General features: G+C 45.3%; 28 protein-coding genes and 1 pseudogene. 8 read left to right on the top strand and 21 right to left on the bottom strand.

The features are described from left to right. Positions 1–102 precede the first annotated feature (102 nt). The 5 genes and pseudogenes from KXD37_RS06600 to KXD37_RS06580 form a co-directional block, all read right to left on the bottom strand. Positions 103–310, bottom strand: a pseudogene (locus KXD37_RS06600) (hypothetical protein). Beyond that, complete coding sequence (gene yxeI / locus KXD37_RS06595) at positions 306–1292, bottom strand: penicillin V amidase (RefSeq protein WP_024123427.1); 987 nt, start codon at positions 1290–1292, stop codon at positions 306–308. The pseudogene KXD37_RS06600 and the gene yxeI overlap by 5 nt, the downstream one beginning before the upstream one ends. A gap of 150 nt (positions 1293–1442) precedes the next feature. Continuing rightward, positions 1443–2255, bottom strand: coding sequence for a sugar-phosphatase (yidA, locus tag KXD37_RS06590; RefSeq protein WP_127696294.1), 813 nt, complete (start codon positions 2253–2255; stop codon positions 1443–1445). Positions 2256–2294: 39 nt separating this feature from the next. Further along, positions 2295–2855, bottom strand: coding sequence for a hypothetical protein (locus KXD37_RS06585; RefSeq protein ID WP_024123429.1), 561 nt, complete (start codon positions 2853–2855; stop codon positions 2295–2297). Next, entirely contained in the window at positions 2845–3267 is a 423-nt protein-coding gene (locus KXD37_RS06580; protein WP_127696293.1) for a DUF3255 family protein, read from the bottom strand. Before KXD37_RS06580 ends, KXD37_RS06585 begins: the two co-directional genes overlap by 11 nt. Positions 3268–3371: 104 nt before the next feature. On the opposite strand from KXD37_RS06580, the gene cotNE reads away from it, so the two are divergent. After that, entirely contained in the window at positions 3372–3737 is a 366-nt protein-coding gene (cotNE, locus tag KXD37_RS06575) for an inner spore coat protein CotNE (protein WP_106019828.1), read from the top strand. Positions 3738–3983: 246 nt separating this feature from the next. Beyond that, entirely contained in the window at positions 3984–4337 is a 354-nt protein-coding gene (locus tag KXD37_RS06570) for a hypothetical protein (RefSeq protein WP_127696292.1), read from the top strand. Positions 4338–4380: 43 nt separating this feature from the next. On the opposite strand, the gene KXD37_RS06565 is transcribed toward KXD37_RS06570, so the two are convergent. Beyond that, positions 4381–4779 (bottom strand): hypothetical protein, encoded by a 399-nt coding sequence (locus KXD37_RS06565; protein WP_024123433.1) that lies wholly within the window; start codon positions 4777–4779, stop codon positions 4381–4383. Positions 4780–4953: 174 nt separating this feature from the next. Here KXD37_RS06565 and KXD37_RS06560 point away from each other — a divergent pair, with 174 nt between their 5' ends. Continuing rightward, complete coding sequence (locus KXD37_RS06560) at positions 4954–5919, top strand: iron-hydroxamate ABC transporter substrate-binding protein (protein WP_095712639.1); 966 nt, start codon at positions 4954–4956, stop codon at positions 5917–5919. 41 nt (positions 5920–5960) lie between these two features. Here the strand turns inward: KXD37_RS06560 and KXD37_RS06555 are convergent, their stop codons facing one another. From KXD37_RS06555 to iolA, 15 genes are all read right to left on the bottom strand, one after another. Further along, positions 5961–6308 carry a YxeA family protein gene (locus tag KXD37_RS06555; RefSeq protein ID WP_106019830.1) on the bottom strand — a complete coding sequence of 116 codons (348 nt, stop codon included), beginning with the start codon at positions 6306–6308 and terminating at the stop codon, positions 5961–5963. 13 nt (positions 6309–6321) lie between these two features. Continuing rightward, positions 6322–8190, bottom strand: a complete 1869-nt coding sequence (gene yxdM, locus KXD37_RS06550) for an ABC transporter permease YxdM (RefSeq protein WP_095712637.1) — start codon at positions 8188–8190, stop codon at positions 6322–6324. Continuing rightward, positions 8165–8938, bottom strand: coding sequence for an ABC transporter ATP-binding protein YxdL (yxdL, locus tag KXD37_RS06545; RefSeq protein ID WP_095712636.1), 774 nt, complete (start codon positions 8936–8938; stop codon positions 8165–8167). The genes yxdM and yxdL overlap by 26 nt, the downstream gene beginning before the upstream one ends. Positions 8939–9081: 143 nt before the next feature. Beyond that, positions 9082–10059: a two-component system sensor histidine kinase YxdK gene (gene yxdK / locus KXD37_RS06540; RefSeq protein WP_103672019.1), complete on the bottom strand. Its 978-nt coding sequence runs from the start codon at positions 10057–10059 to the stop codon at positions 9082–9084. Next, positions 10056–10745: a two-component system response regulator YxdJ gene (gene yxdJ, locus KXD37_RS06535; RefSeq protein ID WP_106019833.1), complete on the bottom strand. Its 690-nt coding sequence runs from the start codon at positions 10743–10745 to the stop codon at positions 10056–10058. The genes yxdK and yxdJ overlap by 4 nt, the downstream gene beginning before the upstream one ends. A 107-nt stretch (positions 10746–10852) precedes the next feature. After that, positions 10853–11725, bottom strand: a complete 873-nt coding sequence (iolJ, locus tag KXD37_RS06530) for a 6-phospho-5-dehydro-2-deoxy-D-gluconate aldolase (protein WP_127696290.1) — start codon at positions 11723–11725, stop codon at positions 10853–10855. A 20-nt stretch (positions 11726–11745) separates the two neighbouring features. After that, positions 11746–12582 (bottom strand): 2-keto-myo-inositol isomerase, encoded by an 837-nt coding sequence (iolI, locus tag KXD37_RS06525; RefSeq protein WP_127696289.1) that lies wholly within the window; start codon positions 12580–12582, stop codon positions 11746–11748. A gap of 86 nt (positions 12583–12668) precedes the next feature. Then, positions 12669–13538 (bottom strand): sugar phosphate isomerase/epimerase family protein, encoded by an 870-nt coding sequence (locus tag KXD37_RS06520; RefSeq protein WP_059335278.1) that lies wholly within the window; start codon positions 13536–13538, stop codon positions 12669–12671. Positions 13539–13559: 21 nt separating this feature from the next. Then, the gene (gene iolG, locus KXD37_RS06515) at positions 13560–14594 is read right to left on the bottom strand and encodes a bifunctional inositol 2-dehydrogenase/D-chiro-inositol 1-dehydrogenase (protein ID WP_103672023.1); all 1035 of its coding nucleotides are present in this window, start codon (positions 14592–14594) and stop codon (positions 13560–13562) included. Positions 14595–14616: 22 nt separating this feature from the next. Then, a complete protein-coding gene (gene iolF / locus KXD37_RS06510; protein WP_106021864.1) occupies positions 14617–15933 on the bottom strand; it encodes a myo-inositol transporter IolF in 1317 nt (438 codons plus the stop codon). Positions 15934–15947: 14 nt separating this feature from the next. Continuing rightward, positions 15948–16841, bottom strand: a complete 894-nt coding sequence (gene iolE, locus KXD37_RS06505) for a myo-inosose-2 dehydratase (protein WP_106019837.1) — start codon at positions 16839–16841, stop codon at positions 15948–15950. A gap of 15 nt (positions 16842–16856) precedes the next feature. Next, positions 16857–18770, bottom strand: coding sequence for a 3D-(3,5/4)-trihydroxycyclohexane-1,2-dione acylhydrolase (decyclizing) (iolD, locus tag KXD37_RS06500; RefSeq protein WP_151174636.1), 1914 nt, complete (start codon positions 18768–18770; stop codon positions 16857–16859). Positions 18771–18802: 32 nt separating this feature from the next. Then, positions 18803–19780 carry a 5-dehydro-2-deoxygluconokinase gene (gene iolC, locus KXD37_RS06495; protein WP_263463424.1) on the bottom strand — a complete coding sequence of 326 codons (978 nt, stop codon included), beginning with the start codon at positions 19778–19780 and terminating at the stop codon, positions 18803–18805. A gap of 23 nt (positions 19781–19803) precedes the next feature. Further along, on the bottom strand, positions 19804–20619 hold the full coding sequence (gene iolB, locus KXD37_RS06490) for a 5-deoxy-glucuronate isomerase (protein WP_263463423.1): 816 nt from the start codon (positions 20617–20619) through the stop codon (positions 19804–19806). 74 nt (positions 20620–20693) lie between these two features. Next, entirely contained in the window at positions 20694–22157 is a 1464-nt protein-coding gene (gene iolA, locus KXD37_RS06485; protein ID WP_263463422.1) for a methylmalonate-semialdehyde dehydrogenase, read from the bottom strand. A 409-nt stretch (positions 22158–22566) separates the two neighbouring features. Between iolA and iolR the strand changes: the two genes are divergently transcribed. The 5 genes from iolR (at position 22567) to KXD37_RS06460 (ending at position 26268) form a co-directional block, all read left to right on the top strand. Next, positions 22567–23322, top strand: a complete 756-nt coding sequence (gene iolR, locus KXD37_RS06480; protein WP_024123450.1) for a myo-inositol utilization transcriptional regulator IolR — start codon at positions 22567–22569, stop codon at positions 23320–23322. A 53-nt stretch (positions 23323–23375) separates the two neighbouring features. Continuing rightward, entirely contained in the window at positions 23376–24308 is a 933-nt protein-coding gene (locus tag KXD37_RS06475) for an aldo/keto reductase (protein WP_024123451.1), read from the top strand. 216 nt (positions 24309–24524) lie between these two features. Continuing rightward, positions 24525–25175, top strand: coding sequence for a hypothetical protein (locus KXD37_RS06470; RefSeq protein ID WP_263463421.1), 651 nt, complete (start codon positions 24525–24527; stop codon positions 25173–25175). Between the two features lie 3 nt (positions 25176–25178). Beyond that, positions 25179–25487, top strand: a complete 309-nt coding sequence (locus KXD37_RS06465; protein ID WP_106021861.1) for a DUF2653 family protein — start codon at positions 25179–25181, stop codon at positions 25485–25487. A 220-nt stretch (positions 25488–25707) separates the two neighbouring features. Continuing rightward, positions 25708–26268: a CGNR zinc finger domain-containing protein gene (locus tag KXD37_RS06460; protein ID WP_106022022.1), complete on the top strand. Its 561-nt coding sequence runs from the start codon at positions 25708–25710 to the stop codon at positions 26266–26268. Positions 26269–26297: the final 29 nt, after the last annotated feature.

Here is a 26297-nt window from a genome sequence, read left to right as displayed (position 1 = left end):
CAAAATGTACATTTGTATTGCGAGTTTGTCAATGAGTTGAGATTAATTTTTTCTATTTAAGCTGAAAAGACCCTTGCGTAACCATAATGGAACGGCATTGGTTCATTCAACTAGTGCAATAACCTGTATATCGGCAAGAAAACTGAGTCTGATGAAGCAAAGACTAAGTTTTTATATAAGATTTCGCCATTTCCTTGCCTTTGCTTTCGCTTTTAGCAAACCGCCTATCCACTCAGACGCCGTAACGATCGTATAAAAAAACAGCTGACTCCGGATTCAAACCGGAATCAGCTGATTGATGTGAATTAATTAAGCTCGTGAATACTTTCTTCTGCTTTAGCGGAAAACACTTTAGGCTCCAAACAGTCAAGGTCTTCATGAAATAAATTTACTTTTTGGATTTGCCGATTGTCATAGTGGTGGAAATAGTAGTTTCCCGTGTCGTTACACATCACGGAAGTATATTGCGTATAATGAATTTCGTCTTTTTCCGTTATCACTGCGCCCTTGGGTATCGTCATATTTGCCAAAATTTGAAGAGCGGCTGTTACACCTTTCGTTTCATCGGCCGCCGGCTCTAGGTGTTCTTTCAAATACACAGCTCTGACAAACCGGGAAGGCGGTGTATAATCCCCCGGCAGGCCTACAGTTCCTAGGCCTTGGCCAAAAGCGGAAAGGGCTAATCCGCCCATCTCTTTGCTCTCTAATTGCTTCGGTCTGATTCCTGTATATTGCTGCAGATTGGTTACATGCCATATAAAGTCGGGGCTGTTCGTCATGACACCAGGCTGATTGTCATAGACTTTGAGGCCATCTGCTCTCGGTTCTATCGTCAGGCTGCGTCCCGTCCGGTCTGACAATATCCAGTGAAGCGGTAAAACCGTATCCAATAGATCTAATTTTTTCTCTACAATCGTTAAAGATCGAATCTTTTCTTTCACGTCATCCAAAGACTGACAGACTGACAGCGCCCATGTCACAAACTCATGCGGGGCAATGTGTACGGTGTCTTCCCGTATCGTTTTTTCGTACTCCGCATAGCCCGGAAAATAAAGTGCAGCACACGATAAACCGTTTTCATTAACGCCGTCTGCAAATAAAATATTACCAAGTTTTCTCCCCATACCGATAAAAGCGTACTGTGTCTGATGGGCCTTTCCGTCAGCTTCACTACTCCAACTGTAACGGCGCGGATAGAGAATCACCTCTGTCCCCAGCTGAAATGCAAAATCCATTGTTCTCGCTAATACATGTTTACGGTCAGCAGTTTCCAATGTAAGACTTGTGCACATCTGATCAGTCCCCTTTTCAATTCAGATTAATATCATACATATTGTGAACGAATTGGTTTTATCAGCATAACGAAAGTCAAATCGATTCGTCAAAGAATTGACATTATATCAATAAAACGAAAAAATCCAGCCTTTAAAAGGCTGGATTTTTTATTTAGCCAAAACAAGCTCGTGAATCGCATGCGCAACACCATGTTCATTATTGGAGCGTGTTTGAAAGTTTGCGGCCTCAAGCACTTCCGGAATGGCGTTTGCCATGGCAACGCCGCAGCCGGCCCATTCGATCATTGTCAGATCGTTGCCGTTGTCGCCTATGCTCATGACTTCAGCCTGCTCGATTCCGAGCAGATTCGCCAGCTGACGCACAGCGTTTCCTTTGCTTGCTTCCGGATGCAGAATTTCGTAAAAGAAAGGAGCGCTTCTGACCATCGTATACCTTTCTCTAACGTCTTTCGGTATCGATGTAATGACGCGGCTTAAGTGCTCTGGTTTATCAATAAACATCACTTTCGGAATGAGAATGTCTTTAGGCATTTCCTCAATCTTGCGGTAATGAAGCGGCACCTGTGTCACGTACGACTCATATACGGTAAATTCGCTGATATCACGGTTAGGCGTATACAGGTTGGCTGAGTCGAAGAAGTGCATCGGTGTCTTCAGCTCTAAGCTCAGATCATATAATGATGCCAAATCATCATATCCTAGAGACAATTCCGTCACCACTTCTTTTGTATGCGTATTTTGAACAAGCGCCCCATTATAGGCAATGACGTAGTCGCCTTCCTCAATTAAATTGAGTTCATCTAAGTATCTCCGAACACCTCCGATAGGCCGGCCGGTGCAAAGGACAATTTTTACCCCTTCCGCTTTTGCGGCATGCAGTGCGTCGCGGACCTCCGCCGTCACTTCATGATGATCATTTAAAAGTGTTCCGTCCATATCAATTGCTATTAATTTGTACATCCTGCATCTCCTTCGTGTCGTTTTCAGGCTATAGTCCCATCATATCGTTTTTTCTTTTTGATATTCAACTGAAAGCGATGATTTTCTCCTGTTTCTGTTTAGACGTCTGCCTTGTCTCCGGATCCGCGTGCGCGGCTTTCGCTTTGGTTCTGCACCCTTTTCGCCGGTTTCTGCTTGTTTCTGTTTCATCAGCAGGAAGCCGGCAGCTAAAAATGGAATACCCGTAATATTTAAGATTGCAAGCTTCACACCCGCCGCCGTCAAAAAATATGCCCATGAAGATGAAGGATTCCGTCTGATCATCACATAAGCAGCCATTTCCAGAACAATCATGACCGCATGAAGCACTAAACAATAGATAAGCAATGCAATCACAAAAAACAGAACGTAATTCACCATGGCGCCCGAGTACATCATAGAACGCAGCATTTGCATAAACGATAACGACTGCATTGTTCCGTTTATGACATTCGGATTGTAGATCGTATAGTCACTAAATACATGTTTGATTTTGAGAAAAGCCCATAATACCAACAACCACTGAATGATATGTAAAATAAGGCCTGTTAACACCAGTCTTTCCGCTTTTTTATTTCTCATGTTTCTCCTCCTTGCCGGCCTTTGACTCGATTCTTGTCATCGTTTTTTCCTGACCATTTTGCTCCCATATCAACGTCCCGTCTTTCCCTCTTTTCAGTTTGCTTTTGAGCGGATAATAGGAGCCAAGGTACTGGATCTCAATGGAACCGTCAGCGCTTTGAGATATCACCTTGTATTCCATAAAGGGCAGCTGCACCTCTCCTCTCCCTTCAATCACCTCCGTCTCCAGCACCTTGTCTTTGGTAAATGTGACCGTTGCTGATTTCACGCCATCCATGGGACCGGGGATAATACCCTCATCCCAAGTTCCGTAATAAAACGGCGTCTCGTCTTTTGGCTTATGGCAGCCCGAAATGATGAGACATACAGCAGACAGAAACACAATAACAGGTCCTTTTCTGCTCAGCGTCATCACCGTCCTTTCTTACTTTTTTAGGCGAATGCCGTGGCACTGTGCCAATGACTACATAGATTATAAGGAATTCACCCACATTTCTTTTTAAGGAGATTGATTACATGAACCCTTATCAATATTACAGCCCGCAGCTCCCTCAGCAGGAACCCTACTATAACCAATATGAATACAATCCATATCCGCAGCAGGATGTATACCAGCCATACCAGACGGACAGACAGCCGGCATTGGAAAGAAGAGTCGCTGCTCTTGAACGGCAAAACGAACAGCAGACAAGAGAATTAACCCGTCTGTCGAATGAGGATCGCCGTCAAAACCGGGAAATTGCAAGATTGGCCGATCAGGTCAATCAGCTAAGCCAGACTGTTGAACGCCATACACGCCGCTTAAACCGTCTCAATCAGCGCCTCCGCGCCGTAGAAAACAGATTAAACATCCCATTTACTGCGGGCGAAGGCGGTTTCTGAAGCAAGAAAAGAAAAAAGCGGAATACGATTCTCCAGATTTCGGAGTTTCGTTTTCCGCTATTCTTATGTGCAGAGCGGGACATTTACATAAAAAGGGTTTTTACAAGTATACAATCTTTGCCGATTTCATTCAAAGATAGAGGGGGTAAGGAAAATAATTGTAGTTCCCCTTTTGCAGAATTTCTTTTGGTTCGGGTCGCATGATAATACCGACAAATGTCAATTGAACATACGGAGGGGTCATTTATGCACAATACGCAACACAGCCTGCAGCAGCTGAACCAGTGCCGCCAGACAGCTCAGCAGCTTATTCAGCAAACACAGCAAAGCAGCAACCAATATCGTCAAATGCTTCATCAGGAGCAGCAAAACATTCAAATGCTGCAACAGATTCTAAACCACGAACAACAAGCTGCACATACCATTCAGCAAGCGCTGCACGGACACGACATGGCCATTCAAAAGTGCCGGCAGGTTGTCAACATGTGCAACCAAATGCAACAGGAACTTACTGGACAATCCAGCGTGATGAATACGAATGTGTCTACACTTCCATTCGGCCAACAAACGCCATTCCAGCAGCATACCTATCAGCAGTAGCATATAAAAAGCTCAACACAATGTTTAGTGTTGAGCTTTTTTCTTACCGTTCTTTGCGAATATGTATATCTTGAATAGACTGTTTCGGCGCATGAAATCTGCTCTCGGCCTCACTTCTTGCCTCAGCAAAGGCCCGTGCCTCCACATTGTCTTTGTAGACATCCAGCTGAATCAGATACAGCGGACGCACTTTAAAACCGTGAATAATCGTCACAGCCCACAACGGGAGCACAATAAGCAATCCGGGCGGATCAGGCAGCACGAAAGCAAACGCAAATACGAAAAAATAAATGATTCCGTACATGATCCACTTTTTATTTCTAACCTTGATGCCAATAAATAAAAAGGCAAAAAAACTGGTAATGGCAAAAGGCATGAAAATAAACAGCATCCACCAGCTATGAAGCCATTCCCATGCGGCACCTCTTTTTGTGATTTCCATATTTTCCTCCTCCTATTTACCTATAATAATCGATTAAGAATACCGCGTCACTTGTATAACAAAAACTTTCTCCTATTAAAATAGTGATAGACGGGGCACAGGTTTCTTGCTATATTATTAATTGATAATGATAATCATTACTAATGGATCAAAATACATATTGGAGGGTTCTTGATGAAAAAGAACACATTGCTCGTGGGCATGCTGGTGCTGCTCCTCATGTTTGTCAGTGCTTGCAGCGGCACGGCTTCGAAAGGAAGCTCAGGTGATTCAGCTTCCGAAAAGACAGAAATGAGAACATACAAATCAACAAAAGGGAACGTCAACATTCCTGCACATCCGAAACGCATCGTCACTGATTTTTATGCTGGGGAATTGCTGTCTGTCGGGGCAAATGTGGTCGGCTCGGGCTCATGGTCATTTGATAATCCATTTTTAAAATCAAAGCTGAAAGATGTAAAGGATGTCGGTGATCCGATCAGCGTTGAGAAAGTCATGGAGCTTCAGCCTGACTTAATTGTTGTCATGAATGAAGAGAATGTCGATAAATTAAAGAAAATCGCTCCAACCGTTGTCGTTCCTTATAACACCGCGAAAAACGTCGAAGATACCGTTGCAATGTTCGGAGATATTGCGGGTGCCAAGGATAAAGCAAAAGCATTTATGGCTGACTTTAACAAAAAAGCGGAAGCAGCCAAAAAGAAAATAGCCGGCGTCATCGACAAAGATGCGACCTTCGGCATTTATGAAAACACGGACAAGGGCGAATTCTGGGTCTTCAATGACAATGGCGGACGCGGCGGCCAAGCTGTATACAATGCGCTTGGGTTAAAAGCGCCTGAAAAAATTGAACAAGATGTCATCAAAAAAGGAGAGATGAAACAGCTCTCTCAAGAGGTCATTCCTGAGTATGCCGCAGATTATATGTTCATTACGGACTACAATCCGAAAGGCGAAAGCAAAACACTCGACAAGCTGAAGGAATCCTCCATTTGGAAAAACCTAGACGCTGTGAAACATAATCGCGTGTTTATCAATGACTTTGACACGTTCTACCCGTACGATCCGATTTCTGTCAGCAAACAGGTGGATATCATCACCGACATGCTGATCAAACGGGCCGAAGAAAATAAAAAATAAAGAAAATGGCACAGTTATGACACTGTGCCGTTTTTTATGATTCACTTTAATGCTGACTGTACGGAGTGCGGCATATCTTCAAACCTGACTTCTTCCCAAGTCTCGACATACTTTCCTTTTGCCTTCACCTTCAAATACGCGTTCTTCCGAAGGTCTTTACCGGCGAAAAAGGTCACTTCTTCTTTTTTTCCGGATGCATGATATCCGTCTAATGTATACTCAGTACCGCCTGGGCTAAGATGTTTGCCATCTCGATCAATCTGCACATAGACATCTTGCTGGTGAATAAACGGATTAAATCTGTCTGTAACATCGTTATGAAAAAAGAGAAGCCCGCATATTATGGCAGCAGCCGCCAAGACGGCCAGGATTGCCATTGCTTTTTTCATCTTTGCACTCCCCTTACTTGTTCATTTTTTTCAAATAGCTTGACCGCACCGCGAGGAAGAACAGAAGCTGAAAAAGGAAAAACCCTCCGATGGTGAGACTGAGCGGTCCCGCTACAACGGAATAGCCATCCACGGCCAATGTTCTCAAGGCAAACAGCGTATGCATGACAGCAATGACAAATGGAAAGAAAAAGAGAATCGCCAATTGTATCGTCACGCTTTGTGACATCTCACGCTCACTCAAACCGATTTTTGCCAGCGAACGGTAACGCTCCCGATCTTCTTCTAAATCGGTGAACAGCCTGAAATATAAGAAACTTGCTGCCGCGATAAAGAAGACGATCGCGATAAACAGGCCGATGAATAAACTTAAGCTCGGCAGCTGCACCGTATCATAGTAAGTCCCGGCTTTTGCCATAAAATCAGAATGCACGTCGATATAATTGCCGTAAATCTCATTTTTCAAGGATTGGCTGAACCCAAGACTGTCTTTCCAATGATCATACCTGTAGCCGTATAATGTCGCTTTATCACCGAGTGATTTGAGCTGATCAAAGGTTTTATCGTTCACCGCAATGATGGCATTTAATGAAATCAGCGGTTTTTTGACTTCTTTTACCGACAGTTTTTGGTCAGACGGCTTGCCTTTTTGGTTCAGCAGCTTCAGCTGATCCGGCGCTTCGTTTTTGAAATTGCGGTCATACGTGCCCGGGAAAAAGACAGCCTCATCATTTTTCAGGCCGTTCAGCTTGACATGGAAGTATTTTGATACATCCGATTCGCTGATCATGTAAACAGGGGGAACAGTTTCTCCTTCCTGATAGCGAACATAAGAAACATCTATTTCGTCTTTCTTATACGTAAAGCCGTGTGTTTTCAGTTCATGGTCAATTTTTTTCAAATGAGTCTGTTCTTTTGGATTGCCGCTGTAAGATATATACTCCATCTCATAAGCGGACTCTTCCGCCCCGACGGTCGATTTGTACATCACGAGCACGCCCGTAGCCGTAAACGCAACCGCGGAAATCATGCTGACAATAAAGAACAGGCGGGCGTTGTCTTTTAAACGATAGACAAGGTCAGAAACCCAAATGATATTTTTCCCGCGCAGATAAAAGGTTTTCCACTTCTTCAGCGCGCGCAGAATCCAGATGCTGCTTTGGCTGAAAAAGAAATACGTTCCGATAACGGTGAGCAGTAAAATGATAAACGGTTCGGTCCCGTGGACATTGCCTTTAAGGACCATGCCGTACCCGCCGCACAGACAGGCGATGCCGAATAAGGACAGTAGCACGGACGGCTTTGGCTCCGGCTTAATCTTGTCAGTGCCCTTTATTAATTTGATAACCGTATTTGATCTGACAAAAAGGATCGTAAACTGCGATAAAAGGAAAAATAAGAGCAGAAATCCGCCAGCCGTAATACCGAGCGCTTTCCAAGGCATATACAAAGGCAGCGCGTCCATTTCTAAAATATAAGCGCCGACCGTAAAGAACGTCTTTGAAAAAATGAATCCTCCGATAATGCCGGCTGCAATTGACATGACGCCGATGATCATATTTTCCGCAGTAATGAGCTTTCTCAGCTGCCCCGGCGTGATGCCCTGCATGAGCAGGATGCCGAATTCTTTATTTCTCGATTTCAAAAATGCATTAACCGAATACAGAACAAATAAGAAAGAAAAAACAAAGATCATCCATTCCGCAGCGGTTAAGCCTTTTTTGGCGATGTTATTCAGGTAGCCTTCCTTTAATGCCGGATGAAACAGGAACATCGCAAAGGTAAAGAAAATCAAAACGGAAAAGGCGCTGCTTAAAAAGAATGCAAGATAGGCCCTTTTGTTTCTCGTGACGTTTTTATAAGCGAACTGAAGAAAGGTCATTTGCGTTTCCCCCCAGCATAGACAGCACATCAAGAATTTGTTCATAAAATACTTGGCGGTTTTCCCCGCGGTAAATCTCATTAAACAGTTCGCCGTCTTTTATAAAGATGACGCGGCGGCAGTAGCTTGCCGCAACAGGATCGTGGGTCACCATCAAAGCCGTGACATGATCATCCTGATTCAGGCTCTGCATCGTTTCCATGACGTCTTTTGACGCTTTGGAATCAAGGTTTCCCGTCGGTTCATCGGCCAGGATGAGTGACGGCTTATGAATGACCGCTCTTGCGATGGCGGCCCGCTGGCGCTGGCCTCCGGACACTTCAAACGTCCGTTTGTTGAGCAGGTCTTCGATTCCGAGCTTTTCCGCGATGCCTTGCAGTTTTTCTTCCATTACAGACGGTGCTTCTTTTTCAAGCGTTAACGGCAGCATGATATTTTCACCGATCGTCAGCGTGTCCAGAAGGTTGAAATCCTGAAACACAAATCCGAGCTGCTTGCGGCGGAAATGAGCGAGCTTTGTCCGCTTCAGCCGGTGCGGGTTTTCTCCGTGAATCAGGATATCGCCTGAATCCGGACGGTCGATCGTTGAAATGATATTCAAAAGGGTTGTTTTTCCGGAGCCGGACGGTCCCATCACCGCCGTGAACCCACCTTCTTCTATAGAAAATGAAATTTGCTTTAAAGCTTGATAGGACACTTGTCCTTTATAGGTTTTATTTATATGTTTGACTTCAAGCATATTCGCCATGAAAATCCTCCTTATGGTTTTATTCTTGTTGGTCTGGGCTGCTTTCATGTAGTGCCGGGGCATTTAACATAAAAATCCCCTTGACGTAAATCCATGTTATCAAGGGGAAACAAAACGGGCTATGTTGTTTTCTTAACGAAGCCTTACATTTTTGTAAGAAATGAAAATCGAACCGATGTCCCTTTACCGGGAGACGAGCTGATGTCCACCGTATGATTGAGCTTGTCCGTAATTTCTTTGACGAGATGGAGGCCGATTCCCGTAGATTCTTGGAAACGCCGTCCGTTTTCACCGGTATAATAAGGGTCAAACACCCGCTTGATGTCTTGGGAAGGAATGCCGACACCGTAATCTTTGACTTCAAGCACCGTCCTGTCTTCATCGCGGGAGACATTCAGCTCAAGTCTGTCACTCTTGCCCGCTGAATACTTGACCGCATTTGTGACCACTTGGCCGATCGCAAATTTGAGCCATTTTGCATCGGTGTAAATCTTATGATCATCGCAAATGTTCATTTTCGGATAAACGCGGTATTGAATAAAAAATCGTTTATAGCTTTGAATGACTGATTGGAGAAGCTCGGACAGGGAAACCGCTTCGATTTTAAAATCCCGTTCAAACAGGTCGAGCCTTGAAGAATAAAGAAGCGTCTCCAGCCCGAATTCAATCTGCCGGACTTCTTTTTTGATTTGTTCAAAAACGGGCTCATCCTCTTCCTGAATGATTAAATTAATGACCGACAGCGGCGTCTTTACTTGGTGCACCCATTGATTCATATACGTCACGCGCGCGTCAAGCTTGGCTTCGGTCTCATGGAGCTTCTGGTGCTGCAGCCGGATTAGCTCCATCTGCTTTTCATACAGCTCTGAACAAAACACTGAAGAACCGAGATACGGGATGTCCGTCCCTTCCTGTCCTGAACTGAGCCAATGATACACGCCGCGGTCTTTGTACCAGCGATAGGCAAGATAACCCGCCAAAATAAGAAGCTGCACGCCCAATATGTAAAACAAGTGAGAAAAAGAATGAAGACCCGCAAACCAGTAATAAAAGAAGACAAACAGCCCTTGAAGGAGAAAAAGCAGAATCAGCACTGCATGAGACCGGAGAAACAGCTTCATGACAGCGCCCTCAGCTGGTAGCCTTCGCCCCGCACCGATTCAATCGAAACAGGCGCATTCAGCTCCCGCAGTTTTTTTCTGAGCCGCGTGATATACACGTTAAGTGTATTATCATCGACGAAAATGTCGGTGTCCCACGTTTTTTCCATGAGCCGGTCTCTTCCCGTCACCTTTTCTCCCCGCTCCAGCAGCACTTCCAAAAGCTTACTTTCTTTTTTAGAAAGCTCGCTTTTTTCGTCATGAAAGCGCAGTTCAAACCGTTCCACAAAGAGCTGCACGCCGGCATATTCAACCACTTTCTCCCCCTGTTTTGCGGCGTACTCTCCGTATGCCCTGCGGATCTGGCTTTTGATTTTTGCCAGCACAATATCATAAGAAAACGGTTTTTCGATATAATCGTCTCCGCCGTTTTCAATCGCCATCACCTGATCCATTTCCCCGCTTCTGGCTGAAATGAAAATGATCGGACTTGTGGAGTGCTGGCGGATCTGGCGGCACCAATAATAGCCGTCATAGGACGGCAGGTTGATATCAAGCAGCACCACATCGGGCTTTTCCCGCAAAAAAACATCAAGAACAGCAGTGAAATCCGCGGTGACCACGGTTTGGTATCCGTATTTTTCAAGATAATTCTGCAATAGTCCGCGAATGTCTTCACTGTCTTCTACAATCATGATTTTATTCAAACTGAACCACTCCCGTTTCTTACACTGCTGCCATCATCATAATCGTTTCGGGGGTACGGACGCAACACCGCACAAAAAAACCGCCATCTCGGCGGTTTCAGGTCTCTTCAGCCGACCTGCTGCTTAGCTGCTTTACCGGCTGATCCGAACTCTCTCATTTTGCTTCGCACTGTCTCTTCCACGGCTCCAATGCCGGGTGTCATATAGCCGCGCGGTTCGTACAGATCGCTGTTTTCCTGAAACATGCGGCGTGTTTCGTTTGTCCAGGCTACCATACATTCCGTATTGATATTGATCTTCGCGTGGCCGAGCGTGATGGCTTTTTTGATCTGATTCTGCGGAATCCCGGATGCCCCGTGAAGAACGAGGGGAATATCAGTCATGCGGGAGATAGCCTCCATTTCCTTAAATCCGAGATTCGGCTCACCCTGATATTTGCCGTGTACAGAGCCGAGGGCAGCGGCTAGCGCGTCGATATTGGTTTCTTTGACGATCCGCTCACATTCCGTGATATCGGCATAGCGGACCCCGCCGACCAGCCCGTCTTCCATTCCTCCGACCGTGCCGACTTCGGCTTCTACTGACACGCCGTGCTTTGCGGCATAATCGGTGACTTCTTTTGTCATCGCGATATTCTCGTCAATCGGCTGATGAGAGCCGTCAATCATCACTGAGCTGAATCCGGCATCAATGGCCTGTCTGCAGCGTTCCGCACTGCTTCCGTGATCAAGATGAAGCACCACGGGAACGGTAATTGCCATTTCCTCCATTAACGCTCCGACCATGGAGGCAATCGTTTTAAATCCGCCTAAATAGTCGACCAGGCGATCGGAAGCCGCGGCGATGACTGGTGATTGCTCCTTTTGCGCCGCTTGCAAAATCGCCTTCGTCCACTGCAGGCCGTTGATATTAAACTGTCCGATCGCGTATTGCTCCCGCTTTGCATCTTCAAGAAGCTCTTTCATCGATACAAAAGCCATGTCCACCCCTCCTTTATCAATTACATTCTGAAATATTTTGATACCGCATCAATTGTAGTTTCTTTCGCTGTTTGAATCGTTTCTTCCGCACTGAGCTTATAGTATTCAGGCCGGAACAGCTCAACGGATACCACATCAGAGAAGCCGATTTCCTTGAGGGCTGATAAGTGGGCATCCAAGTCAATCGCCCCTTGGCCGGGCCATACGCGATCTTCATCCGTTAAAAAGCCGATTGGGAAATCTTCCGTATCGTCAATATGATAAATAAAGATTTTCTTCCCGTCCGCCTGCTTTAAGCTTTCAATATTGGATCCCATCGCATGGAAATGGAAGCTGTCAAAGACAAGCCCGACATTGTCGCGGCTGACAGTATTGATGATGTCATACGCCTGTTCAAATGTATTGACTGTACATTGCGGATGGCCGACAAACTCAAGGGCGATTTTTACGCCGTACGGTTCGGCGATATCAGAAAGCTCAGTCAGCACCTCTACACAGCTCTTTTTGATCTCTTCTTTTAAGATTTTCTGCTCCGTCACAAGCGGAACGGCCACCACATATTTCACACCGAGGGTTTTGCAGGTTTCCATCATGCCCTTAAATTCAGCAATGACCTCCTGATAGCCCTTTTCATCACGGTTATTGAAGAAAACGAGTGCGTTTAAGGCAAGCGGTTTAATGTGATGGGTTTGAAAGTATTCCGCAAGATCGGCCAATGAATGGTCTTTTAAGTACTCGGGCAGCTTATCCATTGTGCGGATTTCAATATAATCATAGCCATGCTTTTCACATAGCTCTAAATCCTGTTTAAGATTTGAGTTTTCCAATGTTGTTGCTTCATTGAAACACAGTTTCATGTCAGACTCCCCCATCTGCGTTTTAGATATGAAGGGAGTTCGGCAGGAAGGCTGTTCGCCATATCCCGCCGAACTCCATGCTCAGCTTATGCCAGACCTAATTCTTCTTTCATTTTTTTAAGCATAAATCGGCTTGATTCATCCGCTCTTTCGTCGACCCAAGCAAACACGGCATTCGTCGCAATTCCGTCGAACTTCATCTCTCTCAGCTTTCTGAAAATCGTATCAAAATCAACCTCACCTTGACCAATGTCCAAATGCTGGTGAACCGTTACTTTCGCGTCAGGCGGATTGACGATGTAGCGCAGGCCGTGAGCCGCTTTATGATTAAAGGTATCTGCAAATAAAACATGTGTGAGACGGTCTCCGGCTTCGTCAAACATTGTCGCGATATCGCCTTTTCCGTCATCGTAGAAGAACGTATGCGCAGTCGAGTAGACAAGGTTGATCCAGTCCTTGTCGAGCGCGCGGATCATATCCATCGCACCTTTGTGCGTTTCGATAAAATCGTACGGATGGGCTTGAAGATTGAGTTTAATGCCTTCTTTTTCAAAGACTGGCAGAAGTTCATCCATGGATTTGATAAATTTTTCTTCGCTTGTTAAAGGATCATATTTTGAACCGCTGAATTCACTGTTCATCAAATCCACTTCAAGTTCAACCGCAATTTCGATTGCCCTTTTCCAGTTGCGCACCGCAGCCTGGCGGCGGTCTTCTTCAGGACCCGCCCAATGGTAAAGCGGAAGGAGTGATGAAAGCTTAACACCTGTATCCCTTAAAAGCCGCTTTAATTGTTTGATCTTTGCTGAATCGACTTTAGGATATTTATAGAATGGACAAAAATCCTCGCGCGGGGAAAGTTCAATATATTCATAGCCAAGCTCCGCCGTTTTATAGACCATTTCCTCCAACGTTAAATCATCTCGATACATCGATGGATCCAATGCTAATTTCATTTTTTTCACTCCTCCATATTCCTAGTTTTCCACTGTTGTAAAGGATTGATAGAATTCCGGTTTTTCCTTCAAATCAACCTTTTCTTTTTGTCCAGATTCCTGGGCCTTTACACACGCGTCAGTCGTAACGGCAGCAATATAGCCGTCCCAAGCCGTCGGCCCGCTGACTTCGCCTTTTTTCTGGATCGAATCAATGAAGTCTTGGATTTCCACATCGTACGCATCCACAAAGCGTCTCTGCCAATCCATCAGAATATTTGTGCTGAATTTGCCTTCTTTTCTCATGCTGATGCTTGATGGTTCAGGAAGCTTGATGATGCCGTCTTCTCCGACGATTTCACATTGAATGTCATAGCCGTATTTACAGTTCACATAGATTTCAGCATTGATGACGATACCGCCTTTTGTTTCAATGACTACGATTTGCGGATCTTTTAAGTGCGGCAGGGCATTTTTTGATTTTTTCGGATAGATGACTTGAACGGACTCGTAGTCATCATTGACGAGCCAGTGCAGCACATCAATTTCATGAACAAGCGTGTCGACTACGGCCATATCCGTTGTGTAGTTGTCTCCCACAGTCGGGTTGCGGTGCGCGCAGTGAATCATGAGCGGCTCGCCGATGACATTGTTGTCGAGCGCCTCTTTCAGCTGTACGTAACCGCTGTCATAACGGCGCATAAAGCCGACTTGAACGAGGCGTTTCCCCGTTTTCATTTCCTCTTCGACGATGCGCATGCATCCTTCAGCAGTTGTCGCAAGCGGCTTTTCACAGAACACATATTTCTGGGCTTTAATGGCTTTCAGCACACTCGATTCATGCGCAGGCCCCCAGCTTGTCACTAGGACAGCGTCTACATTTTCATCTGCCAGAAGGCTGTCATCATCAGGATATACTGCTGCGTTTAATTGGTAGTGCTCGACGACATTCTGTGCGGCTTCTTGATTCACATCCGTTACAGCTACAATTTCTGCGCCGGACAGTTTGTTTGTGATGCGGTTAATATGTTCTTTTCCGATTGCTCCAGTTCCAATTACGCCAATACGTAAACTCATTGACAGCCACTCCTTCTGTTGTTTACATCATTTTGCTTTCTGTTCCTTGCTTTACTTGGCTCTGAGGAGATCCGTAGAGTTCCTCTTGAATTTGTTCAAGCGACTTGCCAGACGTATTCGGCGCGAAGAGAAGCCCGATGATCATACTGGCCGTCACACATCCGAGGAGAATTGCAGCCATCGTTCCAATGCCGAAATTGGTTATAATCATTGGGACAAACAGACTCCAAATCCCTATTGAAATACGTACGAGGAAAAACATTAGTCCTTGTGCGGAAGCACGATATTGCGTAGGAAAGATTTCACTGGCCCATAACTGATAGTTGGCTTGCTGCCCGGCTCCGTTATTGATGCCGATCACGACAATAAACAGGAGCAGAATAGGCATGCCTTGAACCGGCATCAGAAACAGCGTCCATCCGATCACCGCCATAAAAGCGGCGATTCCAAATACGGTTTTTCTATATTTGTCGGCAAAGGGCATGAAGATGAAAGCGACCCCCAACCCTGTGAAGATAAACAGTCCCATTTGCAAAAGGTTTGCCATGTTGGCAGATACACCGCCGACCTGCTGATAAATGTATGGCATAAAGAAGCCCATCACACCGGCGGCTAAATTCCAAACCAAGTACACACCCATCAAAAACAGTATGCTTTTTAGATACATTGGCTTGAGCAAATCAAAATACGATGTTTTGTTCAGTACGGCCGGCTTCTCTGTTTGTATGTCTGCGGGCTGGTTTTTCTGCTGCCACGCATCTGACTCCGGAAGCCTGATTCTCAGGATGTACGTAATCAGCGCAATGACAAGCAGATGGGCAAATACGATTTTATTCCCCAAGAGGCCTAAATCACCGACCAGTACGGAGAGAAGCAGCACAACGACAGCGCCCGCGGCCCAGGCGACTTGTGCCACGCCGCAATGGCGGGCTCGATTTTTCTTTGGCGCATTTTCTGCAATAATGGTCCATGATGCAGTAATGTCAGCTCCCACTGATAAACCGATAATCATGTAACCGCTTAACAACATGGGGAAATTAACCCCAAACAGAACCAAACAAATCCCTAATGCATAAACCAGCATGCTATTGGTATAAACAGCCTTCCGCCCGACTTTATCAGCCAGATACCCGCCAAGCAGGGCGCCGACAGCGGCAGAAATTGCATTTGCGCTTAGCGCGCCGAGCAGCCCGATTTGTGTATCAGATAGCTTTAGATAACTGACCCATAACGATAAACCAGCAGATCCAGCCACAATCGAACCGGCATCAATATAGTTAGCCAATGCTGCCGCGATTGTCCGTTTATTGAAGGCCGAATCTGCATTGGTATTGCTCATATATCCAGTCCCCATTACGCCAGATCCAGCAACTGCTCATCAATATAGTTTCTCGCGATCAATGCATACTCAAGCGGGTTTGCGACATCCGGGTCCTGTTCAGCTTCAATGACAATCCATCCGGAATAATTGTGTTTTAACAGCAGCTGATATACGTCTCTAAAATCAATGCAGCCGTCACCGGGAACCGTAAACATGCCTTGTAAAAACGCTTGCTGAAACGATTTCCCTTCGAGTTTGCATTTTTCCATGACATTCAGCCGGGCATCTTTAAAATGGACATGTTTAATGCGATCGATATGCTTTTTCAGCATGCCCATGTAGTTGCCGTCAGAAATATACGCATGACCCGTATCGTAGAGGAGGTGCACATGTGCAGGGTCTGTTCCCTCCATCAGGCGGTCCACTTCAGCCGCTGTTTGGACGCCGGTGCCGAGATGGTGATGATATACCAGCTTTAAGCCATGCTGATCGGCAATTTTCCCAAAATGATTTAATCCTTCACAAAGCCGTTCCCATTCCTCATCAGTAAAATGCGGTTTCTCTGTGAACACGTTTTTCTCCAGACTTTGCACGCTGTAGGTTTGTTCAGAGACAACTGCGACATCCGCATTGACTTGCTGCAAATACTCACAATGCAGGGTAAATGCCTTCGCCGCTTCACCAAGTCCGTCACGCAAAATAAAACTGCTGAACCATTTTCCCGCAATGCGTAAATTCCGAAGCTTAAGCTCTTTATTAAGAATGGAAGGCTCGGGGAAAAAGCCCCCGACTTCCGTACCTTGAAAACGCGCGACAACTATATCACTTAACAAATGCTGAAGTGTATTTCCCGCTCCGATTTCAGGCATATCATCATTCCGCCACCCAATGGGAGCGATCCCCCACAGGATTTCATGTTTGCCCATCATGATGCCTCCCCTCTAATACTGCTTTGCAGATTCAAGCATTTTCTCTTTTGCTTCATATGCTTTTTGAACGCTTTCTTGTTCAGATACTTCAGCCACTCCGACATGCCACCAGCTGTCATAGCCGTCAGTCATTGTTTTTGGCAGCACTTTCATTTCAATCAACGTTGATACGTCTTGTTTCTTCGCATCCTCTAACGCCGCTTTTAACTCTTCTACTGTGTTAGCACGGTACGTTTTCGCGCCATAACCCTCAGCGACTTTCGCGTAATCGACATTCAAGATTTGGTTGTCATCTGTGCGGAACTCACAGTAGTAGCTGCCGCTTCCGTGGTCCATTTGCAGGTTGTTGATACATCCGAATCCTGAGTTGTCAAAAAGCAGCACATTGATCTTCTTGTTATACTGAATCGCTGTGATCAGCTCGGAATGAAGCATCAGGAAGCTGCCGTCTCCGACAATCGTATACACTTCTCTGTCTGGGTGAGCCAATTTAAGCCCCAGTGTGCCAGACACTTCATAGCCCATGCAGGAATATCCGTACTCCAGGTGATACGTATTCGGGACATTGGAGTGCCACAAACGCTGCAAATCTCCCGGAAGAGAGCCTGCCGAACAGATAATCACACTGTCTTCAGGAATGGTCTCGTTAATCGTCAGCAATGCCGTTGTTTGCGGAAGCTCGGTATTCAACGCGTCAGCGTACTCGTTTAGAATCTCTTGAGAGAAATGATGTTTGATTTCCGGATCAAATTCTTCCCGCTTAAATGTCACTTTGCTGAGGCGGTCGCGTTCAGCGAGCCATTCGTCCTTCAGCTCCTTGATCGTTGAACCGAATTCACTCCTATAGCCTTCAAGCAGGACATGCAGCTTGCCAAGCGTCACTTTCGCATCCGCTACCACTTGGAACGCATCGAGTTTATACGCCTGCATTCGGCTGACATTGATGTTCAGAAACTTCGCTTTATCAAAATCAAAAGCGGTTTTAGAGGATGTCGCAAAATCCGTATATCTTGTGCCGATACCGATAATCAAATCAGCCTGGCGGGCCGCCTTATTTGCCGCGAGGGTTCCTGTGATGCCCATTCCGCCCAAGTTGTTTGGAAAATCAGCTTCCACTGTCGATTTGCCTGCCTGTGTTTCAACCAGCGGAATGTCATAGGCCTCAGATATGGCGATTAATTCATCGCGCGCACCGGAATATTTCGCGCCTCCGCCTACGAGGATCACAGGGTTTTTGCTGGCTTTAATCAGCTCCGCCGCACCTTGAAGCTCACGCTGGCTCGGCTGCATGCGATCAATATAGTGAACCCGTTTGACGAAGAAACTTTCATCGAAATCGTACGCTTCGCCTTCCACATCCTGAGAAATGCAAATGGTCGCCGGACCCGCTTTTGCCGGATCAGTCATGACTTCAAAAGCGCGAAGCAAACTGCTCATCAGCTGCTCAGGGCGTGTAACGCGATCCCAGTATCTCGATACAGGCTTCAATGCATCGTTTGTTGTAACCGCCGCACTGTACTCTTGCTCCATTTGCTGCAGTACAGGGTCGGGCTGTCTTGTCGCAAATGTATCTGCCGGAATGAAGAGAACAGGAATATTATTTGCCAATGCAGTGCCGGCTGCCGCCACTAAGTTGGCCGCTCCCGGTCCGACAGATGTTGAGACCGCGTAAATTTTTCTTCTCAGCATTTGCTTGCTGTACGCCATTGCGGCATGCGCCATTCCCTGTTCATTTTTCCCTTGGTACACTTTTAAATGGCCAGCATCCTGCTCAAGCGCCTGCCCAATCCCTAAAACATTTCCATGACCGAAAATCGTGAAAATCCCTTCTACGAAAGGCTCTTCCTTGCCATCAACATGGATGTACTGCTGGTTTAAGAATTTAATCAGCGCTTGTGCTGTTGTTAAGCGAATTTTCTTACCCACAAACGATCCCACCTTTACTCGATCTTTTTCAATTATGACTGTGCTTCAATAAGCTGTACGATTTCTTCCGCTGTCGGCATGGCTTCCGATGAGCTGTGCTTGCTGACAACAATGGAGGCTGAGGCGCTTCCGTATTTCAATGCCGTTTCAATGTCTTTGCCGCTGACAAGTCCGTAGATAAAGGCCGAAGCATACGAGTCACCGGCTCCGAAGGTTTTCAGCACTTTTGTCTTGTACGCTTGGGCGCGGAAGACTTCGCCGGATTTGCTGTATGCGTAAGAGCCTTCTACGCCGTGCTTGATGACGACGAGGTCGGCTGAATGGTCAAATAAAGAAGTGACAGACTCTTCATTGCTGCCGCCTGTGCGGTTTTCCATGACATCGAATTCATCCCGTGTTCCGATGACAATATCGGACTGCTCAGCGACCAAAGAATAGTAAACAGCTGTTTCATCGGCTGACTGCCATGTATATGGGCGATAATCCAGTTCGAACACGACTTTTACCTGGTGATTTTTCGCATATTGAACGGCTTTTAACACCGCTTCCCGTGACGGGCTTTTAGCGAGCGCTGTCCCGGAAACGAGCAGCATTTTCGCATTTGCAATGTAGTCCTCGCTTACCTCTGAAGGCTCAAGATAAAGATCGGCCACGTCATCGCGGTACATTAAGATGCTGCATTCTTCCGGACTCAGAATTTCAGTAAATGCGAGACCGGCTTTATGCCCTTCCTTATCAACGACCATTTGCGTTGTGTCTACGCCGGTTTTTCTCATATAGGACTCTATGAATCTGCCATGCTGGTCATCTGGAATTTTGCCGATAAAGCCCGCTTTTAAGCCGAGCTTTGAGCTGCCGATCGCGATATTCGCAGGCGAGCCGCCGACGTATTTCGAAAATGTCATCGTTTCTTCCATTGGGCGATTGTATTCAACCGCGTTCAAATCAATACACGCCCGGCCGATGGCAACAATATCAAAGTCCTTCTCTTCGTTGAATGTATACTTCATCGTAAACAGCCACTCCTCACTTGTTAGCGTTCTAAAATCCACTCATGAGCCGGATCATTGTGAAACTTCCATTTTCGCGTCGGTCCTGCCATGACATTTAAATAGTAGGACGTATATCCGTCCGGCACACCTACCGGGTGATATCCCGCAGGAACGATGACAACGTTTTCATTTTCTACAGTCATTGTCTCGTCAATGGAGCGGTCATCTGTGTAAACGCGCTGAAATACAAAGCCTTGGCCCGGATCTAATTCATGGTAGTAGGTTTCTTCCAAGAAGGACTCCTCCGGCAGGTTGTCTTGATCGTGTTTATGAGGCGGGTAGCTGGACCAGTTTCCGCTGTCTGTATAAACTTCAACCACTAAGAGGCTGTTAGCTGAAGGATCTGAATCCGGAAGAATGTTGTGAACGGTCCGTTTGTTGGAAAACTTTCCGCGATGTTCAATCCCGTTGTCTTCCGCCTTGATCAGCTTTGTCGGAAGCTGTTTCTCTGATGGCGAATAGCAAAGCGCCACTCTCGCATCACTCTCTGCCGTAATCTCAAAGGCACGGTCATTGGAGATATAGACGCTGTCTGTCGGTTTTCTCTCAAATACGCTTTCACGCGTACCGATATGTTCAAACGTAGATTCATGATCCGTCACTGTGATTTTTCCCGTCACTGCCACAATGCAGATTTCTTGTTTTTTCAATTCTTCTGTATAGCTTGAACCGGATGCGAGTTCTAACACTTTAAACTCTACATAGGTAAGATCTGAGTTTGATTTCGTTACTTCATGCACAAGTTTAACGCCTTTTGATACTTCATTCGACTGCGGCTTACGCAACAAATGACTCATGGTTAAGCCCTCCTCTTTCTATGGTAAGAATGAGTCCGAACAGCGCAGAGACACGCCGTTCGGCTGTTCGTCGTTTAGTTGAAATCAGGTGCCGGGTATCTTGCTGTCACCACTTTTTTACGCGTGTAGAAGTCAACGCTGTCCTTACCGTTCGCGTGCAGCGTTCCGAAGAATGAAGACTTCCAGCCGGAGAATGGGAAGAACGCCATCGGTGCCGGCACACCCAGGTTGATGCCGAGCATTCCCGCGTCAATATTTTCACGGAAGTAGCGGATGGCATTCGAATTGGATGTGAACAGGCAGGCGCCATTCGCAAATTCAGACTTGTTGGCAATCTCAATGGCTTCTTTCAGGTTTTTCACACGAATGACGGATAGGATAGGAGCAAAGATTTCGTCTTTCCAGATCGTCATCTCTGTTGTGACATTATCGAAGATTGTCGGGCCGACAAAGTAGCCGTCGTCAGACACATTTTCACGTCCGTCACAAACGAGTCTCGCGCCTTCTTCCAGCCCTTTTTCAATGTAGCTGAGCGTGCGTTTCTTGTTGTCCTCACGAATAACCGGTCCCAAGAACACGCCGTCATCAAGGCCGTTTCCGATTTTAATCTCAGCGGCTTTTTCTTGGAGCTTCGCCATGAATTCATCAGCGATACCTTCTTCAACTGTCACAACTGCACAAGCCATGCAGCGTTCTCCGGCTGAACCGAAGGCTGCTCCGATGATGTTTGTGATCGTGTCTTCGAGATTCGCATCATTCAGGACAATCGTGTGGTTTTTCGCGCCTGTCAGAGATTGAACACGTTTTAAGTTTTCGCTTCCTTTTTTGTAGACGTATTCACCGACCGGCTTTGAGCCTACGAATGAAATCGCTTTAATTTCAGGATGCTCAAGGATGCCATTCACAACGTCATGCGCACCGTACACGACGTTGAAAACACCTTTTGGGAGGCCCGCTTTTTCGAAGAGCTCAACCAATTTCTCCGTTAACAGCGGCGTACGCTCAGACGGTTTTAAAATAAATGTGTTGCCGAGTGCAATGGCCATTGGGAACATCCAGCAAGGAACCATCATCGGGAAGTTAAATGGTGCGATTCCGCCGACAACTCCAATTGGGTAGCGGTAGTTGGCCGCTTCCACATCCGTCGCAATAGAAGCAAGTGAGTCACCCATCATCAGAGAAGGCGCACCGGCTGCGAACTCAACGTTTTCAATCCCGCGTCCCACTTCCCCCAGAGCTTCTTTTGTGTTTTTGCCGTTTTCGATGGTAATCAGATGAGCAAGTTCTTCTTTATGCTGAGACAGCAGCTGCTGGAAGTTAAATAGAATTCTCGCACGGCGCGGAACCGCCACTTTCGACCATGTTTTAAATGCCTCACCCGCTGTTTGAGCCGCGTAATCAATATCTTCTTTTGTAGAAATCGGCACTTGGCACAGCACTTCTTTCGTAGCCGGATTGATAACGTCTTCATATTGATCCGTTTTGCTTTCAACCCATTCACCGTTGATATAGTTTTTTAATTTTCTGATTTCTGCCATTCTTATTGCCTCCTTCATTAGTAAACACATACACTTGTATGGATGGTTCAGGATAGATTCATAAGATAAGAATTAACCGCTTTCAAAAAAAACAAAAAAAATCAATGGTTAGATACACTTTTTATGTAAGCAACCATATCATCACTGAAATCACACACGGCAGGTTACTTCTTGGTCATTTCTTGGTTATATTCTAATCGTATAATACCCATAAGTCAATCACAAACACTAAATTTTTTCATTATTTTTATTATACTAATCTTTCAGTAATGCAAGAGACCGCCTGGAAGTCCGGCGAATCTTGCAAAAGATACATACCAATGTTATCATTTTTTAAGCAACTATTGATTAACTTTTGGTTTTTATTATATATTTACATTACTTTAAGATTCAAGAAGGAGTTTTTTGTATGAAACTGATGCGGATACAGGAAATGGAGGAGTACATTTTATCGCATGGCACTGTTTCCTTAGATGAGCTGTGCCAGGTTTTCAATGTCTCAAAAAACACAGTCAGACGCGATATCAACAAGCTGACGGAAAAAGGTGCGATCGAAAAAGTATACGGCGGCGTAACATCAATAGAGAAAACCGCACTTGTTCCTTTTGAGAATCGCACCATCCAGCACCAAGATGAGAAAACAAAAATTGCCCATTATGCTTCCCGGTTTATTGAAGACCATGACTTAATCTTCATTGACTCAGGAACAACAACCAAGTCGATTCTCGATACGCTTGATCCGAACAAAAATGTCACCATTTTAACCAACAGCTTGGACATTATCAATGCGGCATCGGCTATGAAGAATATCAACCTAATCATTATCGGAAACAATTATAAAAGAAAAACACGCTCCTTTGTCGGCATGGATGATCCGGGCACTTTGGAGAAGTACAATATCAATAAAGCCTTTATGTCTGCAACCGGAACAACACTGACACACGGACTGACCAATTCGGATCTGCTCGAGTATGACATTAAAAAGAGGATTTCTGAAAAAGCGAAAGAAGTGTATTTATTGGCTGACCATTCAAAATTCGGAAAATCAACGCTGCTGACCTATGCGCCCTTTGACAGACTGCACTGTATTGTGACCTCTCAGCCGTTAGATGACGAGTACACGCAGTACTGCCATGAGCACCAAATCGGCATTCATCTGGCCTAACGTTTACAATAGTGTTGAGAGTCTTTCATCAATTTTATTCCAGGAGGTAGATCATGAAAAAAGCAACGCTCGGAAAATCAGATTTGCAGGTTTTCCCTATCGGATTAGGAACAAATGCTGTCGGAGGACATAACCTCTACCCGAATCTGAATGAAGAAACCGGAAAAGAATTGGTTCGCGAGGCCATTCGTAATGGCGTGACCATGTTAGACACTGCTTATATTTATGGCATCGGCCGTTCGGAAGAGCTAATTGGTGAAGTGCTGCGTGAGTTCAATCGCGAAGATGTGGTCATCGCCACAAAAGCCGCGCACAGAAAAGAAGGAAATGACTTTGTTTTTGATAATTCGCCTGAGTTTCTGAAAAAATCAGTTGATGAAAGCCTGAAACGTTTGAATACCGATTATATCGATCTGTTCTACATTCACTTTCCGGATGAACATACGCCGAAGGATGAAGCGGTTAACGCACTGAATGAAATGAAGCAAGCCGGAAAAATCCGTTCCATCGGTGTCTCCAATTTCTCTCTGGAACAGCTGAAGGAAGCCAACAGAGACGGTTTGGTCGATGTGCTCCAAGGTGAATACAACCTGTTAAACCGTGAAGCGGAAACAACCTTCTTCCCGTATACGAAGGAACACAATATTTCATTCATCCCTTACTTCCCGCTTGTGTCAGGATTACTGGCCGGAAAATATACGGAAGATACGACGTTCCCTGAAGGAGACCTGCGAAACGAACAGGAACACTTCAAGGGCGAGCGTTTCAAAGAAAATATCAGAAAGGTCAACAAACTGGCGCCGATTGCTGAAAAGCACAACGTGGACATCCCTCACATCGTATTGGCTTGGTATTTGGCAAGACCGGAAATTGATATTTTAATCCCTGGAGCAAAACGTGCCGATCAGCTGATTGATAACATCAAAACAGCCGATGTAACGCTTTCTCAAGAGGATATTTCGTTTATTGATAAGCTGTTCGCATAAGAAAAAAACAGCCTTCTCCATGGAGAAGGCTGTTTTTTTGCCCATAAATTGGTTTGATTTTGATGCAACACTTACAAAAAGAGGCATGAATCCGATAAAATAAAGGTAGTTTATCTCAGAAAGAAAGTGATTGAAAAAGCTAAACATGATATGAAAGATTGATATGATTCAAACCAGAAATAACGGGCCGTTTCGGCGGTCTATGGAGGAAACAGAATGAAACTGAAATATGTTAAAGCCTTAGTTGCAGTAACCGTTGCTTTAGGTGTACTGCTGCCATCAGCCATGTCTCATGCAAAAAGTTTTAGCGGCCGCTCATCATCCAGTCACAGCAGCCGAAGTTCAAGCTCGTCATACAGCGGAAGCTATAAATCCAGCCCGAAATCAAGCTACAGTTCAGGATCAAGCTCTTCAAGCAACAAGTCCAAAACGTCTGATGATTCATCATCATCGATTTCACTGAAAAAGAAATCTTCCGAAAAGACAAGCTCATCAAGCTCTAATAAATCGCCAGGCACGTTTTCCGGCGCCACATCAAAAGTAAGCGGAAAGACATACAGCGGAAAAACATCTAAAGCTTATGTTGGCGGACGTTATGTTTCAGTGAATCATTATTACAATGCAGGATTCTCGCCATCAGGATGGTTTGGCTATTATAGCGGATTCACAACTAGTATGTTCATGATCAGCATGATGCACCCTTGGGGTTACACCTATCATCCAGTCGGGGGCCCGGGCTATGTTTCTTATGGCGCTTCACCCATTGCCTGGATCGTTGATGTCATCGCTTTGATCATTATTTTAATCATTGTCATCGCACTGATTCGCGCATTTAAAACACCGAAGACGTACAGAAGGAGCTTTTAGGTAATGAAGTTAGTATTAAATGAGCAAGAAATTGTAGACGGGATTTGTGTGTATATTTCTAATGGTGAAGAGATTTACCCTGAGGACGTTGAAGTAAAAGAGCTGTCTTACAACAAGCGTACAGGATTCTTCGCTGAAGCCAAATATGGCCTGCATCACAAGCAGCTTGAGTCAGATGACATTTCAGAAGGCATTATTCAGTTCTTAGAGGAATACCACAACTTCAATCCAGACGTTACCGTCGTTGAATTGCAATTTGATAAGAAAAAAGGATTCTCCGCCTTGGTTTTCGTCAACGAGGGTGAAGAATAAAAATGTCTTAATCAGAACCTTACTCCGGGCGAGTAAGGTTTTTTATGATGTTTTTTGAAATGCAGGTACAGAAACGGCTGTTTCCGGTAATGGGAGGAGCACCATCCCTAATGATCAGCAGACTGCCTGACAGATAAAATGGGAAAAAGCCTCCTTTTACTCATATCCTTGCGTGAAAAAGGTTTTGGCGCTTACAATGATTTTGAAAGGAATGATTACAATGGCAAATGCTCAATTCCCTCTTATCACACAAAACCTTTCTCTCGATCTCGTTAATACTGAAATCATAAGCTATGATAAACGGCACGATCTCATCCAGTCAGAAAAAGATCTGATGGCATGGTTTGAAATAATGGGAGAAACTGCTCCTTTTCTCAGGTCTTTTACGCTGCAGCAAGTCCAAGAACAATTGCAACGGATTCATCAATTCCGCGCTGAGCTGAGAAAACATTTTGAGAGTATCGCCGAAGGCAGTAAACCTTCTCTAGCTTTTATCGCTTTCCTGCAAGATCAAATCGCCGCCGCTCCTTTTTCTTATCAAATCTTAGATGACAAACTTGCCCGCATTCCGAATGGAAAACCAGATGATTCTATTTTATCACTTATCGCTTACGATGCCTTATGGCTGATTCATACAAAAGAAATCCAACAGCTGAAACGGTGCGCAAACGAAAAGTGCATTTTGCTTTTTCTTGATAAAACAGGAAGGCGAAAATGGTGCTCCATGAAGATATGCGGCAACAGACAAAAAGTCTCACGCCATCATAAAAAAAATCAATAATGAGTAAAAAACCGTTCCCCAGAGAACGG

This window comes from Bacillus sp. XT-2, from assembly GCF_025696525.1.
Taxonomy (GTDB): Bacteria; Bacillota; Bacilli; order Bacillales; family Bacillaceae; genus Bacillus; species Bacillus halotolerans.
The sequence above is the reverse complement of the archived record's forward strand: the minus strand, read 5'-3'. Positions and strand labels throughout refer to the sequence as shown.

Excerpts from the sequence above, each read along its gene's own strand:
- iolJ (WP_127696290.1), bottom strand. The coding sequence starts at position 11,725 with ATGGCTTTTGTATCGATGAAAGAGCTTCTTGAAGATGCAAAGCGGGAG.
- KXD37_RS06560 (WP_095712639.1), top strand. The coding sequence starts at position 4,954 with ATGAAAAAGAACACATTGCTCGTGGGCATGCTGGTGCTGCTCCTCATG.
- yxdK (WP_103672019.1), bottom strand. The coding sequence starts at position 10,059 with ATGAAGCTGTTTCTCCGGTCTCATGCAGTGCTGATTCTGCTTTTTCTC.
- iolE (WP_106019837.1), bottom strand. The coding sequence starts at position 16,841 with ATGGGCAAACATGAAATCCTGTGGGGGATCGCTCCCATTGGGTGGCGG.
- iolF (WP_106021864.1), bottom strand. The coding sequence starts at position 15,933 with ATGAGCAATACCAATGCAGATTCGGCCTTCAATAAACGGACAATCGCG.
- yxeI (WP_024123427.1), bottom strand. The coding sequence starts at position 1,292 with ATGTGCACAAGTCTTACATTGGAAACTGCTGACCGTAAACATGTATTA.
- KXD37_RS06520 (WP_059335278.1), bottom strand. The coding sequence starts at position 13,538 with ATGAAATTAGCATTGGATCCATCGATGTATCGAGATGATTTAACGTTG.
- iolG (WP_103672023.1), bottom strand. The coding sequence starts at position 14,594 with ATGAGTTTACGTATTGGCGTAATTGGAACTGGAGCAATCGGAAAAGAA.
- iolC (WP_263463424.1), bottom strand. The coding sequence starts at position 19,780 with ATGAAGTATACATTCAACGAAGAGAAGGACTTTGATATTGTTGCCATC.
- iolB (WP_263463423.1), bottom strand. The coding sequence starts at position 20,619 with ATGAGTCATTTGTTGCGTAAGCCGCAGTCGAATGAAGTATCAAAAGGC.
- KXD37_RS06585 (WP_024123429.1), bottom strand. The coding sequence starts at position 2,855 with ATGAGAAATAAAAAAGCGGAAAGACTGGTGTTAACAGGCCTTATTTTA.
- KXD37_RS06555 (WP_106019830.1), bottom strand. The coding sequence starts at position 6,308 with ATGAAAAAAGCAATGGCAATCCTGGCCGTCTTGGCGGCTGCTGCCATA.
- iolA (WP_263463422.1), bottom strand. The coding sequence starts at position 22,157 with ATGGCAGAAATCAGAAAATTAAAAAACTATATCAACGGTGAATGGGTT.
- yidA (WP_127696294.1), bottom strand. The coding sequence starts at position 2,255 with ATGTACAAATTAATAGCAATTGATATGGACGGAACACTTTTAAATGAT.
- yxdL (WP_095712636.1), bottom strand. The coding sequence starts at position 8,938 with ATGGCGAATATGCTTGAAGTCAAACATATAAATAAAACCTATAAAGGA.
- yxdM (WP_095712637.1), bottom strand. The coding sequence starts at position 8,190 with ATGACCTTTCTTCAGTTCGCTTATAAAAACGTCACGAGAAACAAAAGG.
- KXD37_RS06580 (WP_127696293.1), bottom strand. The coding sequence starts at position 3,267 with ATGACGCTGAGCAGAAAAGGACCTGTTATTGTGTTTCTGTCTGCTGTA.
- KXD37_RS06475 (WP_024123451.1), top strand. The coding sequence starts at position 23,376 with ATGAAAAAAGCAACGCTCGGAAAATCAGATTTGCAGGTTTTCCCTATC.
- KXD37_RS06465 (WP_106021861.1), top strand. The coding sequence starts at position 25,179 with ATGAAGTTAGTATTAAATGAGCAAGAAATTGTAGACGGGATTTGTGTG.
- KXD37_RS06565 (WP_024123433.1), bottom strand. The coding sequence starts at position 4,779 with ATGGAAATCACAAAAAGAGGTGCCGCATGGGAATGGCTTCATAGCTGG.
- cotNE (WP_106019828.1), top strand. The coding sequence starts at position 3,372 with ATGAACCCTTATCAATATTACAGCCCGCAGCTCCCTCAGCAGGAACCC.
- iolI (WP_127696289.1), bottom strand. The coding sequence starts at position 12,582 with ATGAAACTGTGTTTCAATGAAGCAACAACATTGGAAAACTCAAATCTT.
- iolR (WP_024123450.1), top strand. The coding sequence starts at position 22,567 with ATGAAACTGATGCGGATACAGGAAATGGAGGAGTACATTTTATCGCAT.
- KXD37_RS06460 (WP_106022022.1), top strand. The coding sequence starts at position 25,708 with ATGGCAAATGCTCAATTCCCTCTTATCACACAAAACCTTTCTCTCGAT.
- KXD37_RS06470 (WP_263463421.1), top strand. The coding sequence starts at position 24,525 with ATGAAACTGAAATATGTTAAAGCCTTAGTTGCAGTAACCGTTGCTTTA.
- KXD37_RS06570 (WP_127696292.1), top strand. The coding sequence starts at position 3,984 with ATGCACAATACGCAACACAGCCTGCAGCAGCTGAACCAGTGCCGCCAG.